20 protein-coding genes are annotated in these 23176 nt (G+C 72.8%); 5 read left to right on the top strand and 15 right to left on the bottom strand.

Going from position 1 to position 23176, the window contains the following annotated elements:
* Positions 1-31 precede the first annotated feature (31 nt).
* Entirely contained in the window at positions 32-781 is a 750-nt protein-coding gene (locus tag ABZ930_RS19695) for a LytTR family DNA-binding domain-containing protein (RefSeq protein ID WP_361549352.1), read from the bottom strand.
* Positions 782-860: 79 nt separating this feature from the next.
* Between ABZ930_RS19695 and ABZ930_RS19690 the strand changes: the two genes are divergently transcribed.
* Positions 861-1526, top strand: a complete 666-nt coding sequence (locus tag ABZ930_RS19690) for a zf-HC2 domain-containing protein (RefSeq protein ID WP_361549350.1) — start codon at positions 861-863, stop codon at positions 1524-1526.
* Between the two features lie 3 nt (positions 1527-1529).
* Here ABZ930_RS19690 and ABZ930_RS19685 read toward each other — a convergent pair whose 3' ends face one another.
* Genes ABZ930_RS19685 through ABZ930_RS19675 form a run of 3 tightly spaced genes read right to left on the bottom strand, consistent with a single transcriptional unit; the run spans position 1530 to position 5810 of the window.
* On the bottom strand, positions 1530-2390 hold the full coding sequence (locus ABZ930_RS19685) for a DNA-formamidopyrimidine glycosylase family protein (protein WP_361549348.1): 861 nt from the start codon (positions 2388-2390) through the stop codon (positions 1530-1532).
* 16 nt (positions 2391-2406) lie between these two features.
* Positions 2407-4512: a SpoIIE family protein phosphatase gene (locus ABZ930_RS19680; protein ID WP_361549346.1), complete on the bottom strand. Its 2106-nt coding sequence runs from the start codon at positions 4510-4512 to the stop codon at positions 2407-2409.
* A 47-nt stretch (positions 4513-4559) separates the two neighbouring features.
* Positions 4560-5810: a DUF6777 domain-containing protein gene (locus tag ABZ930_RS19675; RefSeq protein ID WP_361549344.1), complete on the bottom strand. Its 1251-nt coding sequence runs from the start codon at positions 5808-5810 to the stop codon at positions 4560-4562.
* Between the two features lie 108 nt (positions 5811-5918).
* On the opposite strand from ABZ930_RS19675, the gene ABZ930_RS19670 reads away from it, so the two are divergent.
* A complete protein-coding gene (locus tag ABZ930_RS19670; protein ID WP_361549342.1) occupies positions 5919-7340 on the top strand; it encodes a lipase maturation factor family protein in 1422 nt (473 codons plus the stop codon).
* Here ABZ930_RS19670 and ABZ930_RS19665 read toward each other — a convergent pair.
* The 8 genes from ABZ930_RS19665 to ABZ930_RS19630 form a co-directional block, all read right to left on the bottom strand.
* Positions 7301-8161, bottom strand: a complete 861-nt coding sequence (locus tag ABZ930_RS19665; protein ID WP_361549340.1) for an amidohydrolase family protein — start codon at positions 8159-8161, stop codon at positions 7301-7303. The genes ABZ930_RS19670 and ABZ930_RS19665 overlap by 40 nt on opposite strands.
* Positions 8158-8472 carry an L-rhamnose mutarotase gene (locus ABZ930_RS19660; RefSeq protein WP_361549338.1) on the bottom strand — a complete coding sequence of 105 codons (315 nt, stop codon included), beginning with the start codon at positions 8470-8472 and terminating at the stop codon, positions 8158-8160. The genes ABZ930_RS19665 and ABZ930_RS19660 overlap by 4 nt, the downstream gene beginning before the upstream one ends.
* Entirely contained in the window at positions 8469-9482 is a 1014-nt protein-coding gene (locus ABZ930_RS19655) for an aldo/keto reductase (protein WP_361549336.1), read from the bottom strand. The genes ABZ930_RS19660 and ABZ930_RS19655 overlap by 4 nt, the downstream gene beginning before the upstream one ends.
* A 5-nt stretch (positions 9483-9487) precedes the next feature.
* On the bottom strand, positions 9488-10264 hold the full coding sequence (locus ABZ930_RS19650) for an SDR family oxidoreductase (RefSeq protein WP_361549334.1): 777 nt from the start codon (positions 10262-10264) through the stop codon (positions 9488-9490).
* Positions 10261-11625, bottom strand: a complete 1365-nt coding sequence (locus tag ABZ930_RS19645) for an L-fuconate dehydratase (RefSeq protein WP_361549332.1) — start codon at positions 11623-11625, stop codon at positions 10261-10263. Before ABZ930_RS19645 ends, ABZ930_RS19650 begins: the two co-directional genes overlap by 4 nt.
* A gap of 29 nt (positions 11626-11654) precedes the next feature.
* Complete coding sequence (locus tag ABZ930_RS19640) at positions 11655-12689, bottom strand: ABC transporter permease (RefSeq protein WP_361549330.1); 1035 nt, start codon at positions 12687-12689, stop codon at positions 11655-11657.
* Positions 12690-12762: 73 nt separating this feature from the next.
* Complete coding sequence (locus ABZ930_RS19635; protein WP_361549328.1) at positions 12763-14280, bottom strand: sugar ABC transporter ATP-binding protein; 1518 nt, start codon at positions 14278-14280, stop codon at positions 12763-12765.
* On the bottom strand, positions 14277-15374 hold the full coding sequence (locus ABZ930_RS19630; RefSeq protein ID WP_361549326.1) for a sugar ABC transporter substrate-binding protein: 1098 nt from the start codon (positions 15372-15374) through the stop codon (positions 14277-14279). Before ABZ930_RS19630 ends, ABZ930_RS19635 begins: the two co-directional genes overlap by 4 nt.
* Before the next feature lie 244 nt (positions 15375-15618).
* Here ABZ930_RS19630 and ABZ930_RS19625 point away from each other — a divergent pair, with 244 nt between their 5' ends.
* The gene (locus ABZ930_RS19625; protein WP_361549324.1) at positions 15619-16317 is read left to right on the top strand and encodes a FadR/GntR family transcriptional regulator; all 699 of its coding nucleotides are present in this window, start codon (positions 15619-15621) and stop codon (positions 16315-16317) included.
* Positions 16318-16484: 167 nt separating this feature from the next.
* Here the strand turns inward: ABZ930_RS19625 and ABZ930_RS19620 are convergent, their stop codons facing one another.
* On the bottom strand, positions 16485-17189 hold the full coding sequence (locus ABZ930_RS19620; RefSeq protein WP_361549322.1) for a TetR/AcrR family transcriptional regulator: 705 nt from the start codon (positions 17187-17189) through the stop codon (positions 16485-16487).
* 126 nt (positions 17190-17315) lie between these two features.
* Between ABZ930_RS19620 and ABZ930_RS19615 the strand changes: the two genes are divergently transcribed.
* Entirely contained in the window at positions 17316-18797 is a 1482-nt protein-coding gene (locus ABZ930_RS19615; protein ID WP_361549320.1) for an APC family permease, read from the top strand.
* A 56-nt stretch (positions 18798-18853) separates the two neighbouring features.
* Entirely contained in the window at positions 18854-20500 is a 1647-nt protein-coding gene (locus tag ABZ930_RS19610) for an amidohydrolase (protein WP_361549318.1), read from the top strand.
* Positions 20501-20523: 23 nt separating this feature from the next.
* Here the strand turns inward: ABZ930_RS19610 and ABZ930_RS19605 are convergent, their stop codons facing one another.
* Both ABZ930_RS19605 and ABZ930_RS19600 read right to left on the bottom strand, forming a co-directional pair.
* Positions 20524-21363, bottom strand: coding sequence for a formylglycine-generating enzyme family protein (locus ABZ930_RS19605; RefSeq protein WP_361549406.1), 840 nt, complete (start codon positions 21361-21363; stop codon positions 20524-20526).
* A 262-nt stretch (positions 21364-21625) separates the two neighbouring features.
* The gene (locus tag ABZ930_RS19600) at positions 21626-23173 is read right to left on the bottom strand and encodes an alpha-L-fucosidase (RefSeq protein WP_361549316.1); all 1548 of its coding nucleotides are present in this window, start codon (positions 23171-23173) and stop codon (positions 21626-21628) included.
* Between the last annotated feature and the right edge of the window lie 3 nt (positions 23174-23176).

Here is a 23176-nt window from a genome sequence, read left to right as displayed (position 1 = left end):
CGCGCGGTAGAGGAAGGGGCTGGTCAGCCGGTCAGCCGGTGGAGCGGCGCATCAGCAGCTCCCGCACCCGGCCGGTGTGGCGGCGGCTGACCGCGATCTGCGCGGTGCCGACCCGCACGGTCATTCCGGCACCGTCGAGGCGGAGTTCGTCGATGCGGTGCAGGGCGACGAGATGGCTGCGGTGGACGCGGACGAAGCCGAGGGGCTGCCAGCGTTCCTCCAGGGTGGTCAGCGGGATGCGGACGAGGTGGCTGCCGCCGTCCGCGGTGTGCAGGCGGGCGTAGTCGCCCTGCGCCTCGGCGTAGGTGATGTCGGCGACGTCCAGCATCCGGGTCACGCCGCCGAGTTCGACGGGTATCCGGTCGGCGACGGTGGCCGGGGGCGGGGCGAGCCGGACGCGTTCGGCGACCCTGCCGACGGCTTCGGCGAGACGCTCGCGGCGCACCGGCTTGAGGAGGTAGTCGACGGCCTTGAGCTCGAAGGCCTGCACGGCGAAGTCCTCGTGCGCGGTGACGAAGACGACCAGCGGCGGGCGGGCGAACCCGGCGAGGAGCCGGGCCACGTCGAGGCCCGTCAGGCCCGCCATCTGGATGTCGAGGAAGAGCACGTCGATGGCGCCGTCGGCGCCGGCGCCCTCCTCCAGAGCCCGGCCGATGCGGCGCAGCGCCTCGGTGGCGTCCGTGGCGCCCTCGGCGCTGTGCACGCGGGGGTCCGCGCGCAGGAGGTAGAGGAGTTCGGCGAGGGCGGGTTCCTCGTCGTCGACGGCCAGTACGCGCAGCATGCGGCGGAGTGTAATCGCGCGGTCGCTTGAATGAATCGGCTGCCCCGTGCGTACCGGTGGTCGAGAGCAGGAGGAGCGCATGAGGTCCCTGGAACGGCATCGCGACGCGGGCGCCTACGCCCTGGGGGTTCTCGACCCGGCGGACCGGTTCCGCTTCGAGGACCATCTGACGGGCTGCGCCGCGTGCACGGCGTACATCGGTGAACTGAGGCTCACCACGGGCCTGTTGGCGATGTACGCGCGGGCGACTCCGCCGTGCGTGGAGTGGTGTGCGCGGCCCGCGCCGACGCTCGTCGAGCGGGCCGTGGACCGGCTCGGCGCGCTGCACCGCACCGGGCGCCGCCGGGCGTGGGCGGTGGTCGCCGCGCTGGCGCTGCTGGTGACGGCGGCCGGCGCGGGCGCCGTGCTGCGGCATCCGGCGGCGGGCGGGGGCGAACTCGCGCTGCGCGGGCGGGACACGGCGTCCGGGGTGACGGCCCGGCTCACGGCGGACGGGCGCGGCTGGGGCAGTCAGGTCGACCTGGAGGTGCGGGATCCGGGTGGGCCGCGGGTGTGCCGGCTGGTCGCGGTGGGGCGGGACGGGACGGAGCAGACGGTGGCGAGCTGGGCGGTGCACGGCGGCGGCCCGGACCGGGTGTCGGTGACCGGCGGCGCGGCGGAACGGCCGGACGCCATCGCCCGGTTCGAGGTGCGGGCGGTCGGCGGCGGGCGGCTGCTGTCGCTGCCGGTGGCAGCGGCGTCGTGACGCTCACTTCAGCAGGCGGGACATCCTGCGGTCGGCCAGCGGCTTGCCGCCCGTCTGGCAGGTCGGGCAGTACTGCAACGAGCTGTCGCTGAAGCTGACCTCACGGATGGTGTCGCCGCACACGGGGCACGGCTCGCCGGTGCGGCCGTGCACCCGCAGGCCGCTCTTCTTCTCGGCCTTGAGGCGGCCGGCGGCGACCCCGCGCGAGCGCTCGACGGCCTCCGTGAGGGTGGTGCGCAGCGCCTCGTAGAGGGTGTGCACGTCGTCGGGGGTGAGGGTCGCGGCCAGCTTGAAGGGGGACATGCGGGCCGCGTGCAGGACTTCGTCGCTGTAGGCGTTCCCGACGCCCGCGATCAGCTTCTGGTCTCTCAACGCCCCTTTGATCTGCCGTCGTTCGCCGTCGAGCAGGGCGGCGAAGGCCCCCTCGTCGAAGGTGTCGGCGAGCGGGTCGGGGCCGAGGCGGGCGATGCCCGGGACGTCGCCGGGGTCGTGGACGACGTACACCGCGAGCTTCTTGGTGGTGCCGGCCTCGGTGAGGTCGAAGCCCTCGCCCGTCTCGAGGGCGACGCGCAGGGCGAGCGGGCCCTTGCCGGGTTTCGGCGGGCCGTCGGGGAGCCGGTCCTTCCACTGGAGCCAGCCCGCCCGGGCGAGGTGGGTGACGAGGTGCAGCCCGCCCGCGTCGATGTCGAGGAACTTGCCGTGCCGGGCGACGGCGGTGACCGTGCGGCCCTCGAGGGCCGTGAGCGGGGGGTCGTAGGTCTTCAGGACGCTGATCGCGACGGGGAGCACACGGACGAGCTCGCGCCCCACCAGACGGCCGCCGAGGAAGTCCTTCAGCGCCTCGACCTCGGGCAGTTCCGGCATGGGGTTCCTCCTCCTGTCAGGTGCGGGCGGGGACCACGAACTCGCACCACACGCACTTGCCCCCGCCGCGCGCCTCCACGCCCCATGTGTCGGCGAGCCGGTCGACGAGGAGCAGCCCGCGCCCGGAGACCCCGTCCTCGCCGGCCTCGCGGCGGCGCGGCAGGGCGCTCGATGTGTCCTCGACGTCGACGCGGAGCCGCCGGTCGGCGCCGTTCATGACGCGCAGGGTGACGACGGCGGGCCCCTCGGTGTGCATGAGGGCGTTGGTGACGAGTTCGTCGGCGACGAGTTCGATCTCGTCGGCGCGCTCGGCGGCACCCCAGGCGCGCACGGCGGCGCGGATCATGTGCCGGACCGCGGCGAGGGCGTCGGGGTCGCCGGGCGGCACGTGTTCGGTGAGCCGGCCGCCGCTGCGGGCCGCTCCCGCGCCGCGGCGGCGCAGCAGCAGGAGCGCCACGTCGTCGTCGGCGCCGCGTTCGTCGACGGAGCCGCACAGCCGGTCGGCGAGCCGGTCGATGTCGGCGGGGCCGGTGCCGATGAGCGTGCTGAGGGCCTGCATCCCGTCGTCGAGGTCGGTGCCGGGCTGTTCGACGAGGCCGTCGGTGCACAGCAACAGCGTTTCGCCCGGGTCGAGTTCGACGGTGGTGACCGGGTAGTCGAGCCGCCCGAACTCGGCGGACAGGCCGAGCGGGAGGCCGCCCTCGACGGGCACCTTGCGGCACATGCCGTCGGTGCGGCGCAGCAGCGGATCGAGGTGGCCGGCGCGCACGAACTGCACGACGCCGGTGGACAGGTCGGTCTCGGCGTAGAGGCAGGTCGCGAAGCGTTCGGTGTCGAGTTCGTGGAGGAAGACGGAGGCGCGGGCCATGACGGTCGCGGGGGTGTGGCCCTCGGCGGCGTACGCGCGCAGCACGATGCGCAGCTGTCCCATGACGGCGGCGGCGTGCGTGTCGTGTCCCTGGACGTCGCCGATGACGGCGCCGACCCGGCCGCCGGGCAGGGGTATCACGTCGTACCAGTCGCCTCCGATGTCCCGGCCGACGGACGCGGAGCGGTAGCGGACGGCGATGTCGGCGCCGGGCACGTTCGGGATGGTGCGGGGCAGCATGGCCTGCTGGAGCCCCTGGGCGAGGTCCTTCTCCTGCTCGTAGAACATGGCGCGCTGGAGGCTCTGCGCGATGCTGCTGCCGAGGGCGACGAGGACGTTGCGCTCGGAGTCGGTGAAGCCCTTGCGGTCGTGGTAGAGCAGGCCGACGACGCCGATGGGCCGGGCCTGCGCGATGAGCGGCAGATAGGCGGCGGAGCGGATCCCGAGGTGGTCGATGTGCGGCCACAGCAGCGGGTACGAGTCCGCGAAGTCCCGCGGCGACTCGATGAAGCGGGGCGTGAGCGTGCGCACGACCTCGCTCATCGGGTACGGGTCGTCGACGCGGGTGACGTGGGTGCCCGGCACGAAGCTGCCGCGCGGGCCCTCGGCGACGAGATGGATCCGGCCGGCGCGCACCAGGCCCATCACGAAGCTGGTGGCGCCCAGGTTCTCGATGCCGTGGGTCTCGCGGAGCACGTCGATGACGTCGCGGACGGTGCGGGCGTGCGCGAGGGCCGCGGTGGTGTTCTGCACGACGCTGGTCTCGCGGCGCCGGGCGGCCGCGCGGACGGCGCGCTCGTGCTGCACGGTGGCGTCGTTCAGCTCGTCGGTGGCGTCGCGCACGATGCCGACGATGCGGCGCGGGCGGCCGTCGTCGTCGCGCCGGATGTAGCCGCGGGTGTGGGTCCAGCGCAGGGTGCCGTCGCGGGTGCGGATGCGGAAGTAGGCGCCGTAGTTCTCCTCGCCGCTCTTCAGCGCCTGCGAGACGATCGCGTCCAGACGGCCGGCGTCGGCGGTGGGGACGCGCACCCCGAGGCTCTCGGGGTGGTCGTCGTACTCCTGGGGCATCAGGTCGAACACGTCGTGGGCGTTGCTGTCCATGTGCATCAGGCCGCTGGCCAGGTCCCAGTCGAAGCTGCCCATGCGCAGTCCGCGCCCGTAGGCCTCGAGGAACCCGTGCGGCGAGCCGTCCCCGGGGAGCTCCCCGCCCGGGGGGCTCCAGGGCTCCTCGCCGCCCCCGCTGTCCGCGTCCATGGAGCCACGCTATGCGCAGGTCCGGGGGGCCGCACGTCTGCGCCGGGTCACGGCGAGACGCCGTCCGAGGCGTCCGGGATCAGGCCGCCGCCGTCGGACTGGTCGGGGGTGTCGGGGACGGCGCGGGGGCCGGTGTCCTCGTCCGTCGTGCCGGTGTCCGCCGTGTCCCCGGCGGTGTCGGACGGCTCGTCGACGTCCGGGCTGTCACCGGTGGGTACGTCGCTGGAGTCGTCGGGTGACACGTCCGTGCCGGAGCCGGTGGGCTCCGAGGACTCGGGGGTGGGCGTGGGGCAGCCGGACGGCCAGGGGGACGGCGAGGGGTTGCCGCTGCTGTCGGTCGCGGTGGCCGTGGGGCAGGCGGTGCTGGAGGTGGTCTCGCTCGGCGTGCCGGTGTCGGTGGCGCTCTCGGACTCGGAGGTACTGGCGCTCGGCGACGTGGTGCTCGGCGTGGGGCTGTCGCTGGGACTGTCGCTCGGGCTCGTGCTGGGGGTCAGGGTCGGGGTGCGGGTGGGGGACGGCGGCGGGACGACGTGGTCCTTGTGGCCGTCGTCGCCGATCTTCCGCTCGATCCAGGTGTTGTTGACGACGTTGACGATGGTGATGTTCTGGATGACCGTCGGCGCCGGGGTCACGACGACGACCCGGGTCGGCTCGTAGCCGCTCCACGTCTGGCCCTGGCGGCTCGGGCTGCCCTTCAGGGCGACGGGCGGCCTGACCGGGTTGCCGCAGGCGCAGCGCACCCGCGGCTGGCCGCGTCCGTCGACCATGACGGCGGTGCCGGACTGGAGCACCGACTGGAACGTGGTGGCGCGGCCGTCGCGGTAGCCGTGGTTGGTGACCCGGGTGTCGGCGCGCAGCACGACGGGGGTGAGGCCGCGCAGGAAAGCGGGGACGTCGGCGCGGGAGATCCCGGAGGCCTCGGCGAAGGCGCCGGCCTTGGCCTGGTCGGCGGTGAGGAAGCGGACCTGCTTCTCGACGTCGCAGCTGCCCAGCGCGTGGGTGCCGCCGTAGAGGCCGGGGGTGGCGCCGGAGATCTCGCGGGCGCCCTGCTGGGTGGCCGAGGGCGTGCCGGTCGGCGACGGTTGCGGCGTTCGGGTGACGGGCGGGCTGCTCGCGTCCGCGGTGGCGGTGGAGTCGGTGAAGGGGTCGGGGCCCTGGGCGGCGACGGGCTGCATGAACAGCTCGCTCTTGCCGTCGGCCGAGTTCTTCGCTCCGTCTCCGGAGCATCCGGCGAGCAGCAGGGCCGCCGATATGCCGAGGGCCGTGACGTAGGTTCTGGTCCTGATCCGTGCGCGCACGCAGCTCTCCCACCTGTGCACCAGCGATGTGTCCCCTCCATCTCTGGGCCCGGTGCGCGGGTGCCGCAAGTCGTGGTCCGGACGCGGGGCGGGGCTCACACTGGGGGTGTGGACTGGTTCTCGGCGTCGGATTCCGGCTGGCTGGGCCGCCTGGTGTTCCAGCGCGGTCTGGCGGCGGTGTACCTGGTGGCGTTCGCCGGGGCGGCGCTCCAGTTCCGGGCGCTGATCGGGGAGCGCGGGATGCTGCCGGTGCCGCGGTTCCTGGAGCGCGTGCCGTGGCGGCGGGCGCCGACGCTGTTCCGGCTGCGCTATTCGGACCGGTTCTTCGCCGGGTGCGCGTGGGGCGGCGCGGCCGTCGCGGCGGGCCTGCTGGCGGGGGTGGACGGGCTGCTGCCGCTGTGGGGCGCGACGGTGCTGTGGCTGGTGCCCTGGGCGCTGTACCTGTCGATCGTGAACGTCGGGCAGGTCTGGTACGGCTTCGGCTGGGAGTCGCTGCTCCTGGAGGTCGGTTTCCTGGCGGTCTTCCTCGGCAACGACGAGGTGGCGCCGCCGGTGCTCGTGCTGTTCCTGCTGCGCTGGGTGCTTTTCCGCCTGGAGTTCGGGGCGGGCCTGATCAAGCTGCGCGGGGACGTCTGCTGGCGGCGGCTGACCTGTCTGTACTTCCATCACGAGACGCAGCCGATGCCGGGCCCGCTGAGCCGGTTCTTCCACCGGCTGCCGGGGCCGCTGCACCGGGTGGAGGCGGCGGCGAACCACGTCACCCAGCTCGTCGTGCCGTTCCTGCTGTTCGCGCCGCAGCCGGTGGCGTCCGTCGCGGCCGCCCTGATGATCGTCACCCAGCTGTGGCTGATCCTGTCCGGGAACTTCGCGTGGCTGAACTGGCTGACCGTCGTGCTGGCCGCCTCCGTCGTCGAACTCCCGGCGGGCCTGTCGCCCCCGCGGGTCCCGCCGGAGCCGTCCGGTCCCCCGCTCTGGTACGAGGTTGTCGTCCTGGTGCTGTGCTGCGCGGTCGCCGCCCTGAGCGTCCGGCCGGTGCGCAATCTGCTCTCCCGGCGCCAGTCCATGAACCGTTCGTACGACTCCCTGCACCTGGTGAACACGTACGGGGCGTTCGGCACGGTCGGGCGGGTCCGGCAGGAGATCGTGGTGGAGGGCACGGCGGACCCGGAGCCGGGGCCCGAAGCGGAGTGGCGGGCCTACGAGTTCAAGGGCAAGCCGGGTGATCCGGCCCGGCTTCCGCGGCAGTTCGCCCCGTACCATCTGCGGCTCGACTGGATGATGTGGTTCGCCGCGCTGTCGCCCGCGTACGCCCGCTCCTGGTTCCGGCCGTTCGTGGAGCGGCTCCTCGCGGGCGACCGGGACACGCTGCGGCTGCTGCGGCACTGTCCGTTCCCCGACGCGCCGCCGCTGTTCGTGCGGGCGCGGGTGTTCCGCTACCGGTACACGACCCGGTCCGAGCGGCGGGCGTCGGGCGCCTGGTGGGAGCGGACCTATGTGCGGGAGTTCCTGCCGCCGACCCGGCTGAGGTAGATCCGCTCGGCGGTGCGGGCGAACACGTCCTCGTCGTGACCGCCCACCAACTCAACCGCCGTGTCGACGACTTGCCCGTACGTGGCGGCGAGGGTGCACACCGGCCAGTCGGAACCGAAGAGGACGCGCTCGGGGCCGAAGGCGTCCAGGACCGTGTCGGCGTAGGGGCGCAGGGTCTCGACGGTCCAGGTGGCCGGGTCGGCCTCGGTGACCATGCCGGAGAGCTTGCAGACGGTGTTCGGCAGCGCGGCGAGCGCGCGCACCTCGGCGCGCCACGGGTCGAGCCGGCCCGCGGCGATCTCCGGCTTGCCCAGGTGGTCGAGGACGAAGGTGAGTTCGGGGTGGTCGACGGCGGCCCGGACACAGGCGGGCAGCTGGTGCGCGTGCACGAGAAGGTCGTAGACGAGTCCCGCGTCGGCGACCGCCGTCAGGCCGCGCCGCACGTCGGGCCGGAGCAGCCAGCCGGGGTCCGGTTCCCCCTGCACCGGGTGGCGGATCCCCACCAGGTGCTCTCCGCCGTGGAGTCGGCGCAGCCGGGCGAGCTCGTCGGCGACGTCGGGCCGGGTGAGGTCGGTCCAGCCGACGACGGCGGCGACGAGATCGCTGTCCGCGGCGAGCGCCAGGAACTCGGGGGTCTCCTCGGCGACCGGAACCGTCTGCACGAGGACGGTGGCCCCCACCCCGGCCGCGTGCGCCTGCGGCAGCAGCTCGTCGAGTGCGAAGTCGCGTCGTATGGGCGCGAGTTCGGGGCCGGTGATCCAGTCCTGGTCCCGTGCGGAGAGGTCCCAGACGTGGTGGTGGGCGTCGACGACGTCGGTCACGGCAGCTCCCAGACCACCGGCAGACCGGCGTCGGCGCCCTCGGCGGAGTAGTCGTGGACGACGTCGAGGAGTTCGCCCATGCGGGCCTGCCAGGCGATGTTCACCGGCAGCCGGTCGAGTTCGGCGAGCAGCCGGGAGTAGTCCGCGCAGTCCAGGACGTGGAAGAGGTCGGTGCCGCTGCGCCAGATCGTCCACCGCTCGGCGCCCGCCGCGCGGATCGCGGCGACGAGCTCGGCGGGGACCTCGCGGTGGGCGGCCTCGTACTCCTCGACGCGGTCGGCGCGGACCTTGGTGTGCAGGGCGACTCTCACGCGGGCTGTTCCTCTCCGGGGGCGGTGGGGGTCGGGACGTCGGCGGGCAGCAGCTTCTCCGCGCGGGCCTCCTGCCAGAGACCGGCGGGCACCGTGGAGGTGAACTGCCGTACGGTGTCGTCGACTTCGGCGGCGGAGCGGGTGCCGACGAGGACGCCGGTGACGGCTTCGTGTCCGTACGGGAAGGCGAGGGCGGCGGCCCGCAGGGTGGTGCCGTGGCGCCGGGCGAGGGCCTGCCAGGCCAGGGCGCGCTCGACCACGTCGGCCGGGGCGAGGTCGTAGTCGAAGGTGGCGCCGGGTCCCGGGTCGGCGAGCAGGCCCGAGTTGAAGACGCCGCCGACGACCACGGACACACCGCGCTCGGCGGCCGCGGGCAGCAGTGCGTGCAGGGCCCGCTGGTCGAGGAGGCTGTAGCGGCCCGCGCAGAGCACCACGTCGACGTCGGTGTCGCGCACGAACCGGGTGAGCATTCCGGCCTGGTTCATGCCCGCGCCGATGGCGCCGACCAGGCCCTCGCCGCGCAGCCGTTCCAGCTCCGGGTAGGCCTCGCCGAAGGCCTGCTCGGCGTGGTCGTCCGGGTCGTGCAGATAGGCCACGTCGATCCGGTCGAGGCCGAACCGCTCCAGGCTGTCCTCGAGGGAGCGGCGTACTCCGGCCGCGCTGAAGTCCCAGACGCGCCGGTGGGCGGCGGGGGTCGCGAAGCCGGAGGCGCTGTCGTCTCCCCCGGCGCCCGCGTCGTCGGCGGGCTCCAGGAGCCGGCCGACCTTGGTGGACAGGGTGAACTCGGTGGCGGGCCGGGTGCGCAGGAACGCGCCGACGCGGCGTTCCGACACACCGACGCCGTAGTGCGGGGCGGTGTCGAAGTAGCGGATGCCGGCGTCCCAGGCGGCGGTGAGGGCGGCGTGCGCCTCCTCGTCGTCGACCGGGGTGTAGAGGTTGCCGATCGCCGCGGCGCCGAAGCCGAGTGCGGTGACGGGGACGCCGGTGCGGCCCAGGGTGCGGGTGCGCATCGGGGTCACTGTCCCGCGGGGCGCAGCCGCAGCCCCTGCATGCCGCCGTCGACGGCGAGGGCGGTGCCGGTGGTGGCGCCGGAGAGCGGGCTCGCCAGGTAGGCGACGGCACCCGCGACCTCGTCGGCGGAGACGAGGCGGCCGGTGGGCTGGCGGGCTTCGAGGGCGGCGCGCTCGGCGGCCGGGTCGTCGGCCTTGTCGAGGAGGCGGCCGATCCACGGGGTGTCGGCGGTGCCCGGGTTGACGCAGTTGACGCGGATGCCCTCGCGTATGTGGTCGGCGGCCATGGCGAGGGTGAGGGACTGGACGGCGCCCTTGGAGGCGGAGTACAGGGCGCGCTGCGGAAGTCCCGCGGTGGCCGCGATGGAGCAGGTGTTCACGACGGCCGCGTGGTCCGAGGCGCGCAGCGCGGGCAGGGCGGCACGGGTGACGCGGACGATGCCGATGACGTTGACGTCCAGGACACGGTGCCATTCGGCGTCGTCGTTGTCGGCGACGGTGCCCTGGGCGCCGATGCCCGCGTTGTTGACGACGATGTCGAGCCCGCCGAGCTCGGCGACGGCGGCGGCCACGGCGGCCCGTACGGTCTCGTCGTCGGTGACGTCGGCGGCGTACCCGTGCAGCGGCTTGCCGACGGCGGTGATGTCCCGGTCGAGGACGGCGACGGCGGCGCCGCGCGCGGCGAGGAGTTCGGCGGTGGCGCGGCCGAGTCCGGAGGCGCCGCCGGTGACGAGGGCCCTGAGGCCGGCGAAGTCGTTGACGTCCTTGGGGGTGGCGCTCATGCTGCGGCTCCGTTCGTGTGGGGGTCGTGCTGCCCGGCGCGGTCGCGGACCCAGAATCCGCCGTCGGGGAAGGTGTATTCGGCGATGGACTCGGCCCGCATGGTCGCGGAGAAGCCGGGTGCGGCGGGCGCCGTGTAGTGGCCGCCCGCCATGACGACCGGGTCGACGAAGTGGTCGTGGAGATGGTCGACGTACTCGATGACGCGGTCCTCGGTGGTGCCGGACAGGGCGACGTAGTCGAACATCGACAGGTGCTGGACGAGTTCGCACAGGCCGACGCCGCCCGCGTGCGGGCAGACGGGGACGCCGAACTCGGCGGCGAGCAGCAGGATCGCCAGGTTCTCGTTGACGCCGCCGACGCGGGCGGCGTCGATCTGCAGGATGTCGAGGGCGCCGGCCTGGAGGAGCTGCTTGAAGACGATGCGGTTCTGGACGTGTTCGCCGGTGGCGACCTTGACGGGGCCGACGGCCCGGCGGATGGCGGCGTGGCCGAGGACGTCGTCGGGGCTGGTGGGCTCCTCCACCCAGTACGGGTCGAACTCGGCGAGGGCGCGGGTCCATTCGATGGCCTCGCCGACGTTCCAGCGCTGGTTGGCGTCGATGGCCATCCGGATGTCGGGGCCGATGACCTGGCGTGCGGTGCGGCAGCGGCGGATGTCGTCGTCGAGGTCGGCGCCGACCTTCAGCTTGATCTGGGTGAAGCCCTCGGCGACGGCCTCCCGGGCGAGCCGGCCGAGCTTGTCGTCGCTGTAGCCGAGCCAGCCGGGGGACGTGGTGTAGCCGGGGTATCCGCGGGCCAGCAGGTCCGCCGTGCGCTCGGCGGCGCCCGCGCGGCCCGCCCTGAGCAGTTCCAGGGCCCGTTCGGGGGTGAGGGCGTCGGCGATGTAGCGGAAGTCGATCTGGGAGACGAGCCACTCGGGTTCGGCGTCGGCGAGCAGCCGCCACAGCGGCTTCTCGGCGCGCTTGGCCGCGAGGTCCCACACCGCGTTGACGACGGCGCCGATCGCCATGTGCATCACGCCCTTCTCGGGGCCGAGCCAGCGCAGTTGGCTGTCGCCGATCAGGTCGCGGTTGAGGCTGCCCGGGTCGGCGCACAGCTCGTCGACGGGCCGGCCGACGACGTGGTGGCGCAGGCTGCGGATCGCGGCGACCTGGACGTCGTTGCCGCGGCCGATGGTGAACGTGAAGCCGTGCCCCTCGTGTCCGTCGGCGGCGTCGGTGCGGAGCACGACGTAGGCGGCGGAGTAGTCGGGGTCGGGGTTCATGGCGTCGGAGCCGTCCAGTTCCCGTGAGGTCGGGAAGCGGATGTCGTAGGTGTCGACCGCGGTGACTCTGGTGACACTGCCGGTGGTGGGAGACAACGGGTGGCCTTTCGGGGCGGGGGCGGAGATCAGTCCTGGGCTCGGCCGGACGTGAGACGGGCGATGATCAGCGCGAGCAGGATGATTCCGCCGTAGATGGCGTCGATCCAGAAGGACTGCACCTGCGCCATGGTCAGCATGTTCTTGACGACGCCGAGCAGCAGGATGCCGGTGAGCGCGCCGAGCAGGGAGCCCTTGCCGCCGTCGAGGCTGATGCCGCCGATGACGGCCGCGGCGAAGACGGTGAAGATCCAGTTGTTGCCCTGGTTGGCTCCGATGGCTCCCACGTAGCCGGTCTGCATGATGCCGCCGACGGACGCCAGCACTCCGGCCAGCACGAAGACGCCGAGCATCACTCGGTCGACGCGGATGCCGGCGGCGCGGGCCGCCTCCCGGTTGCCGCCGATGGCGTACAGGGAGCGGCCCCAGCGGTGGTACTTGAGCAGCAGGCCGGCCACGAGGTAGCAGGCTCCGGCGACCCAGACCGACAGGGGGATCTTCAGGAACGTGGTGGTGGCCAGGGCGAAGAACGCGTCGGGCAGGCCGAAGAGGGTCTTGCCCTTCGTGGCTCCGACCAGCAGCCCGCGCATGATGATGAGCATGGCGAGGGTGACGATGAAGGCGTTGAGCTTGAGCTTCACCACCAGCACCCCGTTGAAGGCGCCGATGGCCGCGCCGACGACGAGGATCGCGAGGATCGCCAGCCAGGCGGGGAACTCGGTGCCGAAGCCCGACTGCGCCACGGGCAGGAGCAGCAGCGCGCCCACCGCGGGCGCGATGCCGACCACGGATTCCAGGGACAGGTCGAACTTTCCGCTGATCAGGACGAGGGATTCGGCGAGCACCACCATCGACATGGCGGCCGACGCGCTCAGGATCGAGATGAGGTTGGCCTCGGTGAAGAACGCGTCGTTCAGCACCGCGCCCAGGACGAGCATCAGGATCAGGGCGGGGACGAGGGCGAGTTCGCGGGCCCGGCGGAGCAGGACGGTTCGGGTGGTGGAGGCTCCGGGGCGGGGCGCGGCGCCGGCCGTCGGGGCCGACGGGGCCTTGGTGCCGGCCATGGTGGGTTCCCTTTCTTCGAGCCCCTCCGGCGATTGAGGAGCGGGGTCCGGGGAGGAGCCCCGTGGCTTGAGGTCAGTCACGGTCCACCCCCTCGATGGAGGCGATGAGTTCGTGGTCGGACCAGCCCGCCGGGTGCTCGGCGACGACGCGTCCGTGGAACAGCACGAGCACCCGGTCGCAGCGGCGCAGATCGTCGAGTTCGTCGGAGACCACGAGCACGGCGGTGCCGTCGTCGCGGGCGCTGTCGACGCGGCGCAGCAGGGACTCCTTGGACTTCACGTCGACGCCGGCGGTGGGGTTGATGAGGACGAGGAGGTGCGGGTCGGAGGCGAGGGCGCGTGCCATGACGACCTTCTGGGCGTTGCCGCCGGACAGGTCGGAGACGGGCTGGTCGGGGCCCTCGGTGTGGATGTCGAGCCGGTCGATCAGGTCCCGGGCGACGGACCGCCGGCGGTCCGTGCCCACGAATCCGTACCGGCCGAGGCGGCCGAGGACCGACATCGTGGCGTTGTCGCCGATGGTCATCCCGGTGACCAGGCCCTGGTCGTGCCGGTCGCGGGGGACGCAGCCCACTCCGGCGGCGAGTGCGGCCGATACGTTGCCGAACGGCAGCTCGGCGCCGTCGATCCGGGCCGTGCCGGAGGCCGGGGTGTGCAGTCCGGCCAGCGACTCGGCGAGGGCGATCTTGCCGCTGCCGCTGGATCCGGCGAGGCCGACGACCTCGCCGCGGCGCACGGTCAGGTCGATGTCGGCGTAGGTGTCGGAGGTGAGCCCTTCGACGGAGAGGACCACCGGGGCGTCGACCCCGTCCTGTTCGACGACCGCCTCCGCGGCGGCGGCCGCCTGTTCGGCGACGGCCTCCCCTGCCATGGCCTCCACCAGCGCGGGGCGCGGGAGTTCGGCGACGGGTGCGGTGGTGATCCAGCGGGCGTCGCGCAGCACGGTGACCGTCTGGCAGACCTCGTAGACCTCTTGCAGGTGGTGGGAGATGAACAGGAAGGTGACGCCGGAGTCCTGGAGTGCGCGCATCCGGGCGAAGAGGCGCTCGATCTCCTTGTTGTCGAGCTGTGCGGTCGGCTCGTCGAGGACGATGAACCGGGCGCCGCCGCTCAACGCTCTGGCGATCTCGACCATTTGGCGGTCCTCGACCTTGAGGTCGGCGGTGCGCGCGTCGGGGTCGACGTGGATGTCCCAGGTCCGCAGCAGCCGGTCGGCCTCCGCGCGCAGCTTCTTCCAGCTGAAGAAGCCGCCGCGGGCCTCGGGCTGCCGGTTGATGAAGAGGTTCTCGGCGACGGTCAGTTCGGGGACGACGGTGGGCTTCTGGTAGACGCACGCCACCTTGGCCCGCCAGGCGGCCCGGTCGCCGAGCGGCGGCGCGGGCTCGCCGTCGAACAACAGGGTTCCCGCGTCAGGCGCCTGAAGACCTGTCAGGACGGTGACGAGAGTGGACTTGCCGGCGCCGTTGCGGCCGACCAGTGCGTGGGACTCGCCCGCGCGCACGGTCAGCCGGCCGTCGGCGAGGGCGACCGTGGGCCCGTACCGTTTGGCGATGCCGCTGGCTTCGACCAACGGCGCTGTGGGAGCCGTCATTTGACCGTGTTTCCCCACAGCTCGGGGTCGTCGACGTTCTTCTTCGTGACCAGCGGGGCGGGCAGCTGGTCCTCCAGGACGCCGCTGGGCAGCTTGACGATCGTGGAACCGTGATCGGTCGGCCCGGGCTTGAACGTCTTCCCCTTCATCGCCGCCTTGATGTAGTACATGCCGTACTTGGCGTACGAGTCGGCGGGCTGGGAGACGGTCGCGTCGATCTGGCCCTTGCGGATGGCGTCGAACTCCTGCGGGATGCCGTCGTTGGAGACGATCGCGATGTGCCCGGCCGTGCCCGCCTTCTTCAGCATTCCCTTGGACTTGAGGGTCTGCAGCGTGGGTGCCAGGTAGACGCCGCCCGCCTGCAGGTAGATGCCCTTGATGTCGGGGTTGGCGTTGAGGAGGGTGTCCAGCTTGGAGGCGGCGGTGTCCGACTCCCACTTGGCGGGGATCTCCAGGACCTTCAGCTTCGGGTACTTCTTCTTCACGCAGTCGCGGAACGCCTTGGACCGGTCGCGGCCGTTGACCGACGCGAGGTCGCCCATGATCTGCACGACCTTGCCGGACGTCACCTGCCCGCCGAGGTAGTCGCAGGCCTTCTCGCCGTACGCGACGTTGTCGGCGCGCACCACCATGGCGACCTTGCCCTTCTCGGGCGCGACGTCCACGGCGACGACGGGGACGCCCTTGCGCTCGGCCTGGTCGAGTCCGGCGGCGACGGCGGCGCTGTCGAGCGGGGCGACGACGAGGCCCTTGACGCCCTGGTTGAGCTGGTTGTTGATGTCGGTGATCTGCTGCGAGGGGTCGCTGTTGGAGTTGACGGTCTTCAGCGCGTCGACGCCCTCGGACTTCGCCATCTTCGGCACGTAGTCGTTGTACGACTGCCAGAACGGCGAGGTCAGCAGCGGCAGGACGACACCGACCTTGCCGGTGCCGTCACCGCCCGACCCGCCGGAGCCCGCCGCGTCGTCCTTCGTGCTGCCGCAGGCGCTCAGGGCGAGGGCGACACAACCCGCGACGGCCGCCGCGCGCAACGTCCGCGCGCTCGGGCCGTGTACGGCTCTCGAACTCTTCGTGCCTTTCGTGGTGCCAGTCATCGGACCGCTCCTCGGCTCCGGAGGTGAGGGGGGGGACCGGCCGGTTCCTGCCCGTCCAGGCACCGGCCGCGCCCAGAGATTTATCAGACCACTTCGCTTCACCAACACCCTCCGGCGGCAATTTTCTCGCTATTTACGCGCCCGAGACCTCAGAAAGGTCGGACCACCTCGCTAGTGGTCGGACCACTTGGCTGGTTAGACTGCGCGGCATCCGGCAGCGGACCCTGTGTGGGAGGACGTCATCGTGGAGCAGACCGCACCCCAGCGGGGCACTGTCACGGAGCGGGCGATCGAGCAGATCAAGGCGATGATCGCGGGCGGCCGTCTGGAGCCGGGCCAACGGCTGCCCACGGAGCGCGATCTGGCGGTGCAGCTGGGCATCTCCCGCTCGTCGATGCGGGAGGCGATCCGGGCGCTGACCGTGCTCGGCGTCCTGGAGGCGCGGCACGGCTCCGGCATCTACGTCACGCAGTTGGAGGCCGGCGACCTGCTGGAGACCTTCGGGGTCGTCGCCGACCTGTCGCGCGGGCCGCAGCTCGTGGAGCTTCTCGAGGTGCGCCGCATCCTGGAGTCGACGGCGACGGCGCTCGCCGCGGCGCGCATCACCCGGGCTCAACTCGCCGAGGTGGAGGAGCACTTGGCGGCGATGGAGGCCACCGACGATCCGGAGGAGATCCTGTCGCACGATCTGGCCTTCCACCGGGCGATCGTGGCGGCGGCCGGGAACGAGACGATGGCGGCGATCCTGGAGGGTCTCTCGTCGCGGACGTTCCGGGCGCGGGTGTGGCGGGGGTACCAGGAGGAGGGCGCGTTCGAGCGGACCCGGCGGGAGCACTCCCGTATTCACCGGGCGCTCGTGGCGCACGATCCCGAGGCCGCGCGGGCCGCTGCCGCGGCGCATGTGGGTGAGGTGGAGGTCTGGTTGCGGGGTCAGCTGGGTTGACCCGGTCGCATCCCGGCCGCGGCACTCGTCGTGGCTGGTCGCGCAGTTCCCCGCGCCCCTGAAGGCATGCGCTGCGCGCAGCCTTCCCCTGAGCGAGCGGAGCTCGCTTCAGGGGCGCGGGGAACCGCGCGGCCGGCCCCCACGCGCCCGCACCCGGCGACGCACCCCTAACCTCCCTCCCCCGGCGCCGCCACGGCCAACGCCGACAGCACCAGCTCCAGCGCCGTCTCGAACGAACTCCCCGCCATCAGCGGCAGCGCCCCCCGTGCGGCCGCAAGATGCGGATGCTCCACATCGGACAGCTCGGCATACACCCCGGCCCAGGCCCGGTCGTCCGCCTCCCGCCGCTCCACCGGCAACGCCAGATGCGCGGCGTCCAGCGCGGCATGCCCGAGGACCGTGTCCACGAACGCCGAATAGTGCCGGACGGCGTCGGCGTCGTCGAACCCGGCCCGCCGCAGCAGCCCGATCCCGGCGTCCACGGCCCGGAACTCATGGACCCGCCGCGTCACCCGGTACGCGGCGAGCGCGGCGACCCGCGGCTGCTCCCGGTACCCCCGGTGGATCCGCAGCGCCATCTCCCGCAGCGCGTCCAGCCAGGGCATGCTGTCGGGCTCGAACCCGGCCATCACGTCGCCGATGATCCGGTCGGCGACGGCGAGCAGCAGATCGTCGGTGTTGTGGAAGTACCGGTACAGCGCGCTCGGGTCGCAGCCCAGAGCCGCGCCGAGCCGCCGCACGCTCAGCGCGTCGGGCCCGTGCTGCCCGACGAGCCGGAGCGCGCAGTCGACGATCACGTCCTCGGACAGCAGCACCCCCGATCTGGTCGGCTTGCGCCGTCGCCGCTCCGCCGGAATCCGTCCGTCGGCCACCGTGTGCACCCCTTTCTCCCAGCTCCCGTTCTCCTTATGTCAACACCATTGACGCAATGTTGACAAGGCCGGTTTGATCGCAGCCTCCTCCCACACCTCCCGTTCTCCGGTCCCAGGAGTCTGTCCATGAGAAGTGAAGCGCCAGGCCTGCGCCGTTCCCTCGGCGTCGTCGACGGCATCGCCATCGCCGCCTCCAGCACGGCCGCCACCACGAGCATCGGCATCGGCATGGGCTCGCTCGCCGCGACCGTGGGTCTCCAGGCGCCGGCGATCCTGCTCGTCGCGTTCGTGCCGATCCTCGGCATCGCGACGGCGTACGCCCGGCTGAACCGGGTCGAGCGGAACATGGGCAGCGGCTATGTGTGGGTCGGCCGCTCGCTCGGCCCCTGGCTGGGCTTCCTCACCGGCTGGGTCACCCTCGTCGGCACGCTGATCTTCATGGCGTACACGAGCGCGGTGACCGGCTCGGTGTTCCTGCAGTTCGCGAACAAGGCCCACCTGGACTCCGTCGGGGGTCTGCGCCTCGACCCGAACTCGACGGCTCTGTCCACCGTCGTCGGTCTGCTCGTGCTCGCCGCGGTCACGGTCACGGCCGTCACCGGGGTGCGCAAGGCGACCCGGCTCCAGGCGTGGCTGCTGGTCTTCGAGTACACGGTGCTGCTCGGATTCTGCGGCTGGGCGCTGGTGCACGGCTCGCACGACTTCACGTGGTCGTGGCTGAACCCGTTCGCCGTGCACGACGGCACCGGCTTCGCGCAGGGACTGGTCCTCGCGGTGTTCTTCTTCTGGGGCTGGGACGCGGCGTTCAGCGTCACCGAGGAGACCAACGACGTACGGGACGCGGGGCGCGGCGGATTCATCGCCCTGTTCACGATGCTCGCGCTGTTCCTGTACGGGTCCGTGGCCTTCCAGCGCGAGATGTCGCTGTCCGAGCTGATGGAGCAGGGCCCGCAGGCGCTCACCTACCTCGGCGCGAAACTCGCCGACGAGCCGTGGGCGAGCCTGCCGCTGCTCGCGCTGCTGTTCTCCGCGGTGGCCTCGCTGCAGTCCAGCGTCATCCCGACGGCCCGCGGCCTGCTCGCGATGGGCCGGGACCGCACGATGGGCCGGGTGTGGACGAAGGTCAGCCCGCGCTACGGCTCCCCCGCCATCGGCACCGTCCTCGTCACGTCGATCTCGGCGGCCGTGGCCCTGCTGGCGCTGGCCATCCCGAAGCTGAACGAGATGATCCTGGCGGCCGTGAACTCCATCGGTCTCGTCGTCGCCCTGTACTACGGCCTCACGGCGCTCGCGTGTGCGGTGCGCTTCCGCGGGATGCTGCGCACCGCACCGCGCGAGGCACTGCGCGCGGTCGTCGCACCGGGCCTGAGCGGCATCGCCCTGCTGGGCATCGGCGTCTACCTCGGCCGCGACTACGCGACGATGAGCGACCACTTCGAACTCAGCCCGGACAACGGCTGGTTCATGCTGTCGGTGCCCGCGGCGATCCTGCTGTCCGGGCTCGTGATGGCGGCCGTCGCCAAGTACCGCCGCGGCTCGCCCTACTTCGTCACCGGGCACGGCACCGACGCCGACGCCGTCCCGCTGGCCGCCACCGAGGCCCCGTAGACCCGTCCGGTCCGCAGGCCCTGCCCCACCCGCACCGAAGCAAGGAGTTGCCGCACATGCCCGACACCACCCCCGCCGATCTCGTCCTCACCGGCGGCCCGGTCCACACCGGCTCGCCCGCCCGGTCCCGGGCGACCACCGTGGCCGTGCGCGGCGAGCGCGTCGTGGCCGTCGGTCACGACGAGGTGCGCGAGCTGATCGGCCCGCGCACCGAAGTCGTCGATCTGGCGGGCCGGCTGCTGATACCGGGCTTCCAGGACGCGCACGCGCATCCGGTCGGCGGCGGCCTGGAGATGGGCCAGTGCGATCTGAGCGGGGCGACGACGCTCGCCGAGTACCGGGAGACGATCACCGCGTACGCCCGGTCGCGGTCCGACGCCGAGTGGATCACCGGGGGCGGCTGGGCGATGGAGGCGTTCCCCGGTGGCCTGCCGACCGCCGCCGAACTGGACGCCCTCGTCCCCGACCGGCCGGTCTATCTGGTGAACCGGGACCATCACGGCGCCTGGGTCAACTCGCTCGCCCTGGAGCGCGCCGGGCTCGACGCCCGTACGCCCGACCCGTCCGACGGCCGGATCGAGCGGCACCCGGACGGCTCCCCGACGGGCATGCTCCAGGAGGGCGCCGCGAATCTGGTCGGCCGGCTGGTGCCCACCGTCACCCGTGAGGAGCGCGTCGCGGGGCTGCTGCGCGCCCAGGAGCTGATGCACTCCCTCGGCGTGACCGCCTGGCAGGACGCCCTGCTCGGCGACCACGCCAACCTGACCGACCCGACCGACGCGTATCTGGCGTGCGCCGACGACGGCACCCTGACCGCACGCGTGGTCGGTGCGCTGTGGTGGGACCGGGCGCGCGGCACAGAGCAGATCGAGGAGCTGCTGGCCCGGCGCTCGGCGGGCACCCGGGGCCGGCTCCGCTCGACGACGGTGAAGATCATGCAGGACGGGGTCGCCGAGAACGGCACGGCGGCGCTGCTCGGCCCGTACCTGGACGGCTGCGGCTGCGTCTCCGACAACAGCGGGATCAGTTTCGTGCCGCCCGAGGACCTGAAGAAGTACGTCACCGAGCTGGACGCCCACGGCTTCCAGGTGCACTTCCACGCGCTCGGCGACCGGGCCGTGCGCGAGGCACTCGACGCGGTGGAGGTGGCCCGCCGGGCCAACGGCCGTACGGACACGCGGCCGCATCTCGCCCATCTCCAGGTGGTGCACCCGGACGACGTCGGCCGGTTCCGGGCGCTGGGCGCGACGGCGAACCTCCAGCCGCTGTGGGCGGCGCACGAGCCGCAGATGGACGAGCTGACCATCCCGTTCCTGGGGACCGAGCGGGCGTCGTGGCAGTACCCGTTCGGGGCGCTGCTGCGCTCGGGGGCGACGCTCGCGGCGGGCAGCGACTGGCCGGTGAGCAGCCCGGATCCGCTCCAGGGCATCCATGTGGCGGTGAACCGGGTGGCGCCGGACGCGCCCGCCGGGACGCCGGTCTTCCTTCCCGGCGAGCGCATCGGCCTGCTCGACGCGCTCACCGCCTACACGGCGGGCAGCGCGTACGTGAACCACCTCGACCACGAGACGGGCACGATCGCCGAGGGGTTCCTGGCGGATCTGGTGGTGCTCGACCGTGATCCGTTCGCGGGGCCGCCCGAGGAGATCGGCGCGACGCGGGTGGAGCAGACCTTCGTGGGGGGCCGGCGGGTGTTCGGCTGAGGCGGAATCCCGGCCGGCTCGGCTCAGACGTCGGCGGCGCAGCGGAAGCCGCAGTTTCCGCTGCTGGAGTCCGGGGTGTTGCTGGTGCGGGCGGCGACGCGGTAGCGGTTGCAGTACGAGTCGTGGCACAGGTAGGAGCCGCCGCGCATCACCCGGTTCTCGCCGTCCTCGGGGCCTCGGGGGTCAATCGCCGGGGCCGCCGGGTGGGTGGCCGTGAACCGGTCGGCGACCCACTCCCACACATTGCCCACCGTGTTGTGCAGGCCGTAGGCGTTGGGCCGGTAGGCGTCGACGGGGGCGGTGCCGAGGTGCCCGTCGTCGCCGGTGTTCACCCGGGGGAAGTCGCCCTGCCAGATGTTGCAGCGCCACCGGCCGCGCGGGGTCAGCTCGTCGCCCCAGGGGTAGCGGGCCTGGTCGAGGCCGCCGCGGGCCGCGTACTCCCACTCGGCCTCGGTGGGCAGCCGCTTGCCCGCCCACCGTGCGTACGCGGCCGCGTCGTCCCAGCTGATGTGGACGACCGGGTGCCGGGCCCGGTCGCCGACGCCGGTGCCCGGGCCCTCCGGGGCGCGCCAGGTCGCGCCCTCGACGCCGCGCCACCACGGCGTCGCGGCCGGGGCCGGGGTGGCTCGGGCCTGCCGCGGGGTGAGGAAGCCGACGAACACGTACGACCAGCCGAACCGCTCGGCGGCCGTGACAAAGCCCGTGTCCTTGACGAAGGTGGCGAACTGGGCGTTGGTGACGGCGTGTTCATCGATGCGGAACGCGGAGACGGTGACCTCGCGGACCGGTCCCTCGCCGTCGCCGGGGTTGGCGTGCGCGTCCTCGTTGCCCATCCGGAAGGTGCCGCCGGGGAGCGTGACCATGCCCTTGCCCGAGGTCGTCCTGGCCCGTGCCGGGACGGTCAGGGTGAGGGGTGCCCGCGCGGGACCCGCCGCTCCTCGCGGTGCGGCGCAGCACGCGGGGACCGCGGTCTCGGCGGGACGGGTCGAAGGGTCGTGCGCGCTCAAGGCTCTCTCCCGGTACAGGCACAGTTGTTCGTGTTCGCCTGCCGCCGATCCTCGCACGCGGGCCGGCCGACGGGACAGGGCGGCCGGGGCGGGGCCCTGTGCGGGCCCCGCCCCTCTCTCACACCCGCGATTTGTACAGCCCGAACTCCTTGAGGTGCACCGTCGCCCGCGCCCGGGTGACGCGCAGCCGCCAGCGCCGGGCGGTGACCGGGGCGGGCAGCGCGATGATGCGGGCCGCGCCGACGGTGCCGAGTTCGGCGGCGGTGGTCCAGGCGCCGTCGATCAGCGCCTCGACCACGAAGTGCTCGATCTGCTGGCCGTGCCGGATGTCCTCGGCGATCCGGATCCGGTCGACCGCGCGCGGCGCGCCGAGATCGACGGTGCGGCCGCCGTCGTGCCCGGCCCGTACCCGCGCGCCGCGCGCCATGTCCTCGGGCAGTTCCCGGTCGGTGCGCTCCCGGAACTCCTTGAGGCGGGCGACGTCGGCGGCGGGCAGCAGTCCGTCGGTGTCCGGCGGGACGTTGAGCAGCAGCACGGCGCCGCGCCCCACGGACCGGTACCAGATGTCGGTCAACTCGTCGACGGACTTGGGCTGTTGGTCGGCGTGGTAGAACCAGCCGGGCCGGATCGACACATCGCACTCGGCCGGCCACCACTGGAGCGCGGCGGCGTCCGGCTGCGCCGTCAGCAGGGCCTCGCGGCTGCCCTCGTCGGCGGCGTCGTAGGGCAGCACCCGGTCGTACTTGCCGTTGCCGCTGTCCTTGACGGCGATGACGCTCCACTCGTTCTCGCGCGCCATGCCGTCCTCGTTGCCGACCCAGCGCACGTCGGGTCCCGACACGGCGATGGCGGCGTCCGGGGCGAGAGCGCGCACGAGGGCGTACCAGCTGTCCCAGTCGTACGCCTCGACCTTGTCCGGCGGGATGCGGCCCTGCGCGCCGTCGAACCAGACCTCGTCGACCGGTCCGTACTCGGTGAGCACTTCGTACAGCTGGTTGAGCATGTGCGCGCCGTAGTCGGTGGCGGCGAGGTCGTACGCGGGCAGGTCGCGGCCCGTGCGGTCGTCGCCGTCGACGAGGGTGGGGATCGTGCGGGTGGTGCGGGCGCTGCCGTTGGCGTAGACGCCGTCGAGGTACTGGTTCTCGTCGGCGGGCGAGATGTAGACGCCGACCTTGATGCCGTACGTGCGCATCGAGTCGGCGAACGAGCGCAGCACGTCGCCCCGGCCGCCGCGCCAACTGCTGCTCACCACACCGTGCTCGGTGTAGCGCGACCGGTAGAGGACGAAGCCGTCGTGGTGCTTGGCGGTGAGGATGGCGAGCTTGAATCCGCCGTCGCGCAGGGCGCGTGCCCACTGGTCGGTGTCGAGGCCGGTGGGCTGGAAGACGTCGGGGTCCTCGTCGCCGGTGCCCCATTCGAGACCGGTGAAGGTGTTCACGCCGAAGTGCAGGAAGGCGGTCTTCTCCAGCCCCTGCCAGGCGAGCTGACGTTCCGTCGGACGGACGCGGGAGGCTTTGGCGATGAGTTCGTCGGGGGTGTCGTCGGGGCCGACGGGGATCCGGAAGGCGGGTTCGGCGGCCGGTGCGGCGAACGCGGGCGGGCCGGTGGTGGCGACGACCGCCGTGGCGGTGGCGGCGAGGAGGAAGTGCCGTCTGCTGAGAGCCATGGG

This window comes from Streptomyces sp. NPDC046716 (assembly GCF_040645755.1).
GTDB lineage: Bacteria > Actinomycetota > Actinomycetes > Streptomycetales > Streptomycetaceae > Streptomyces.
This window is presented reverse-complemented; position numbering and strand designations above follow the sequence as displayed.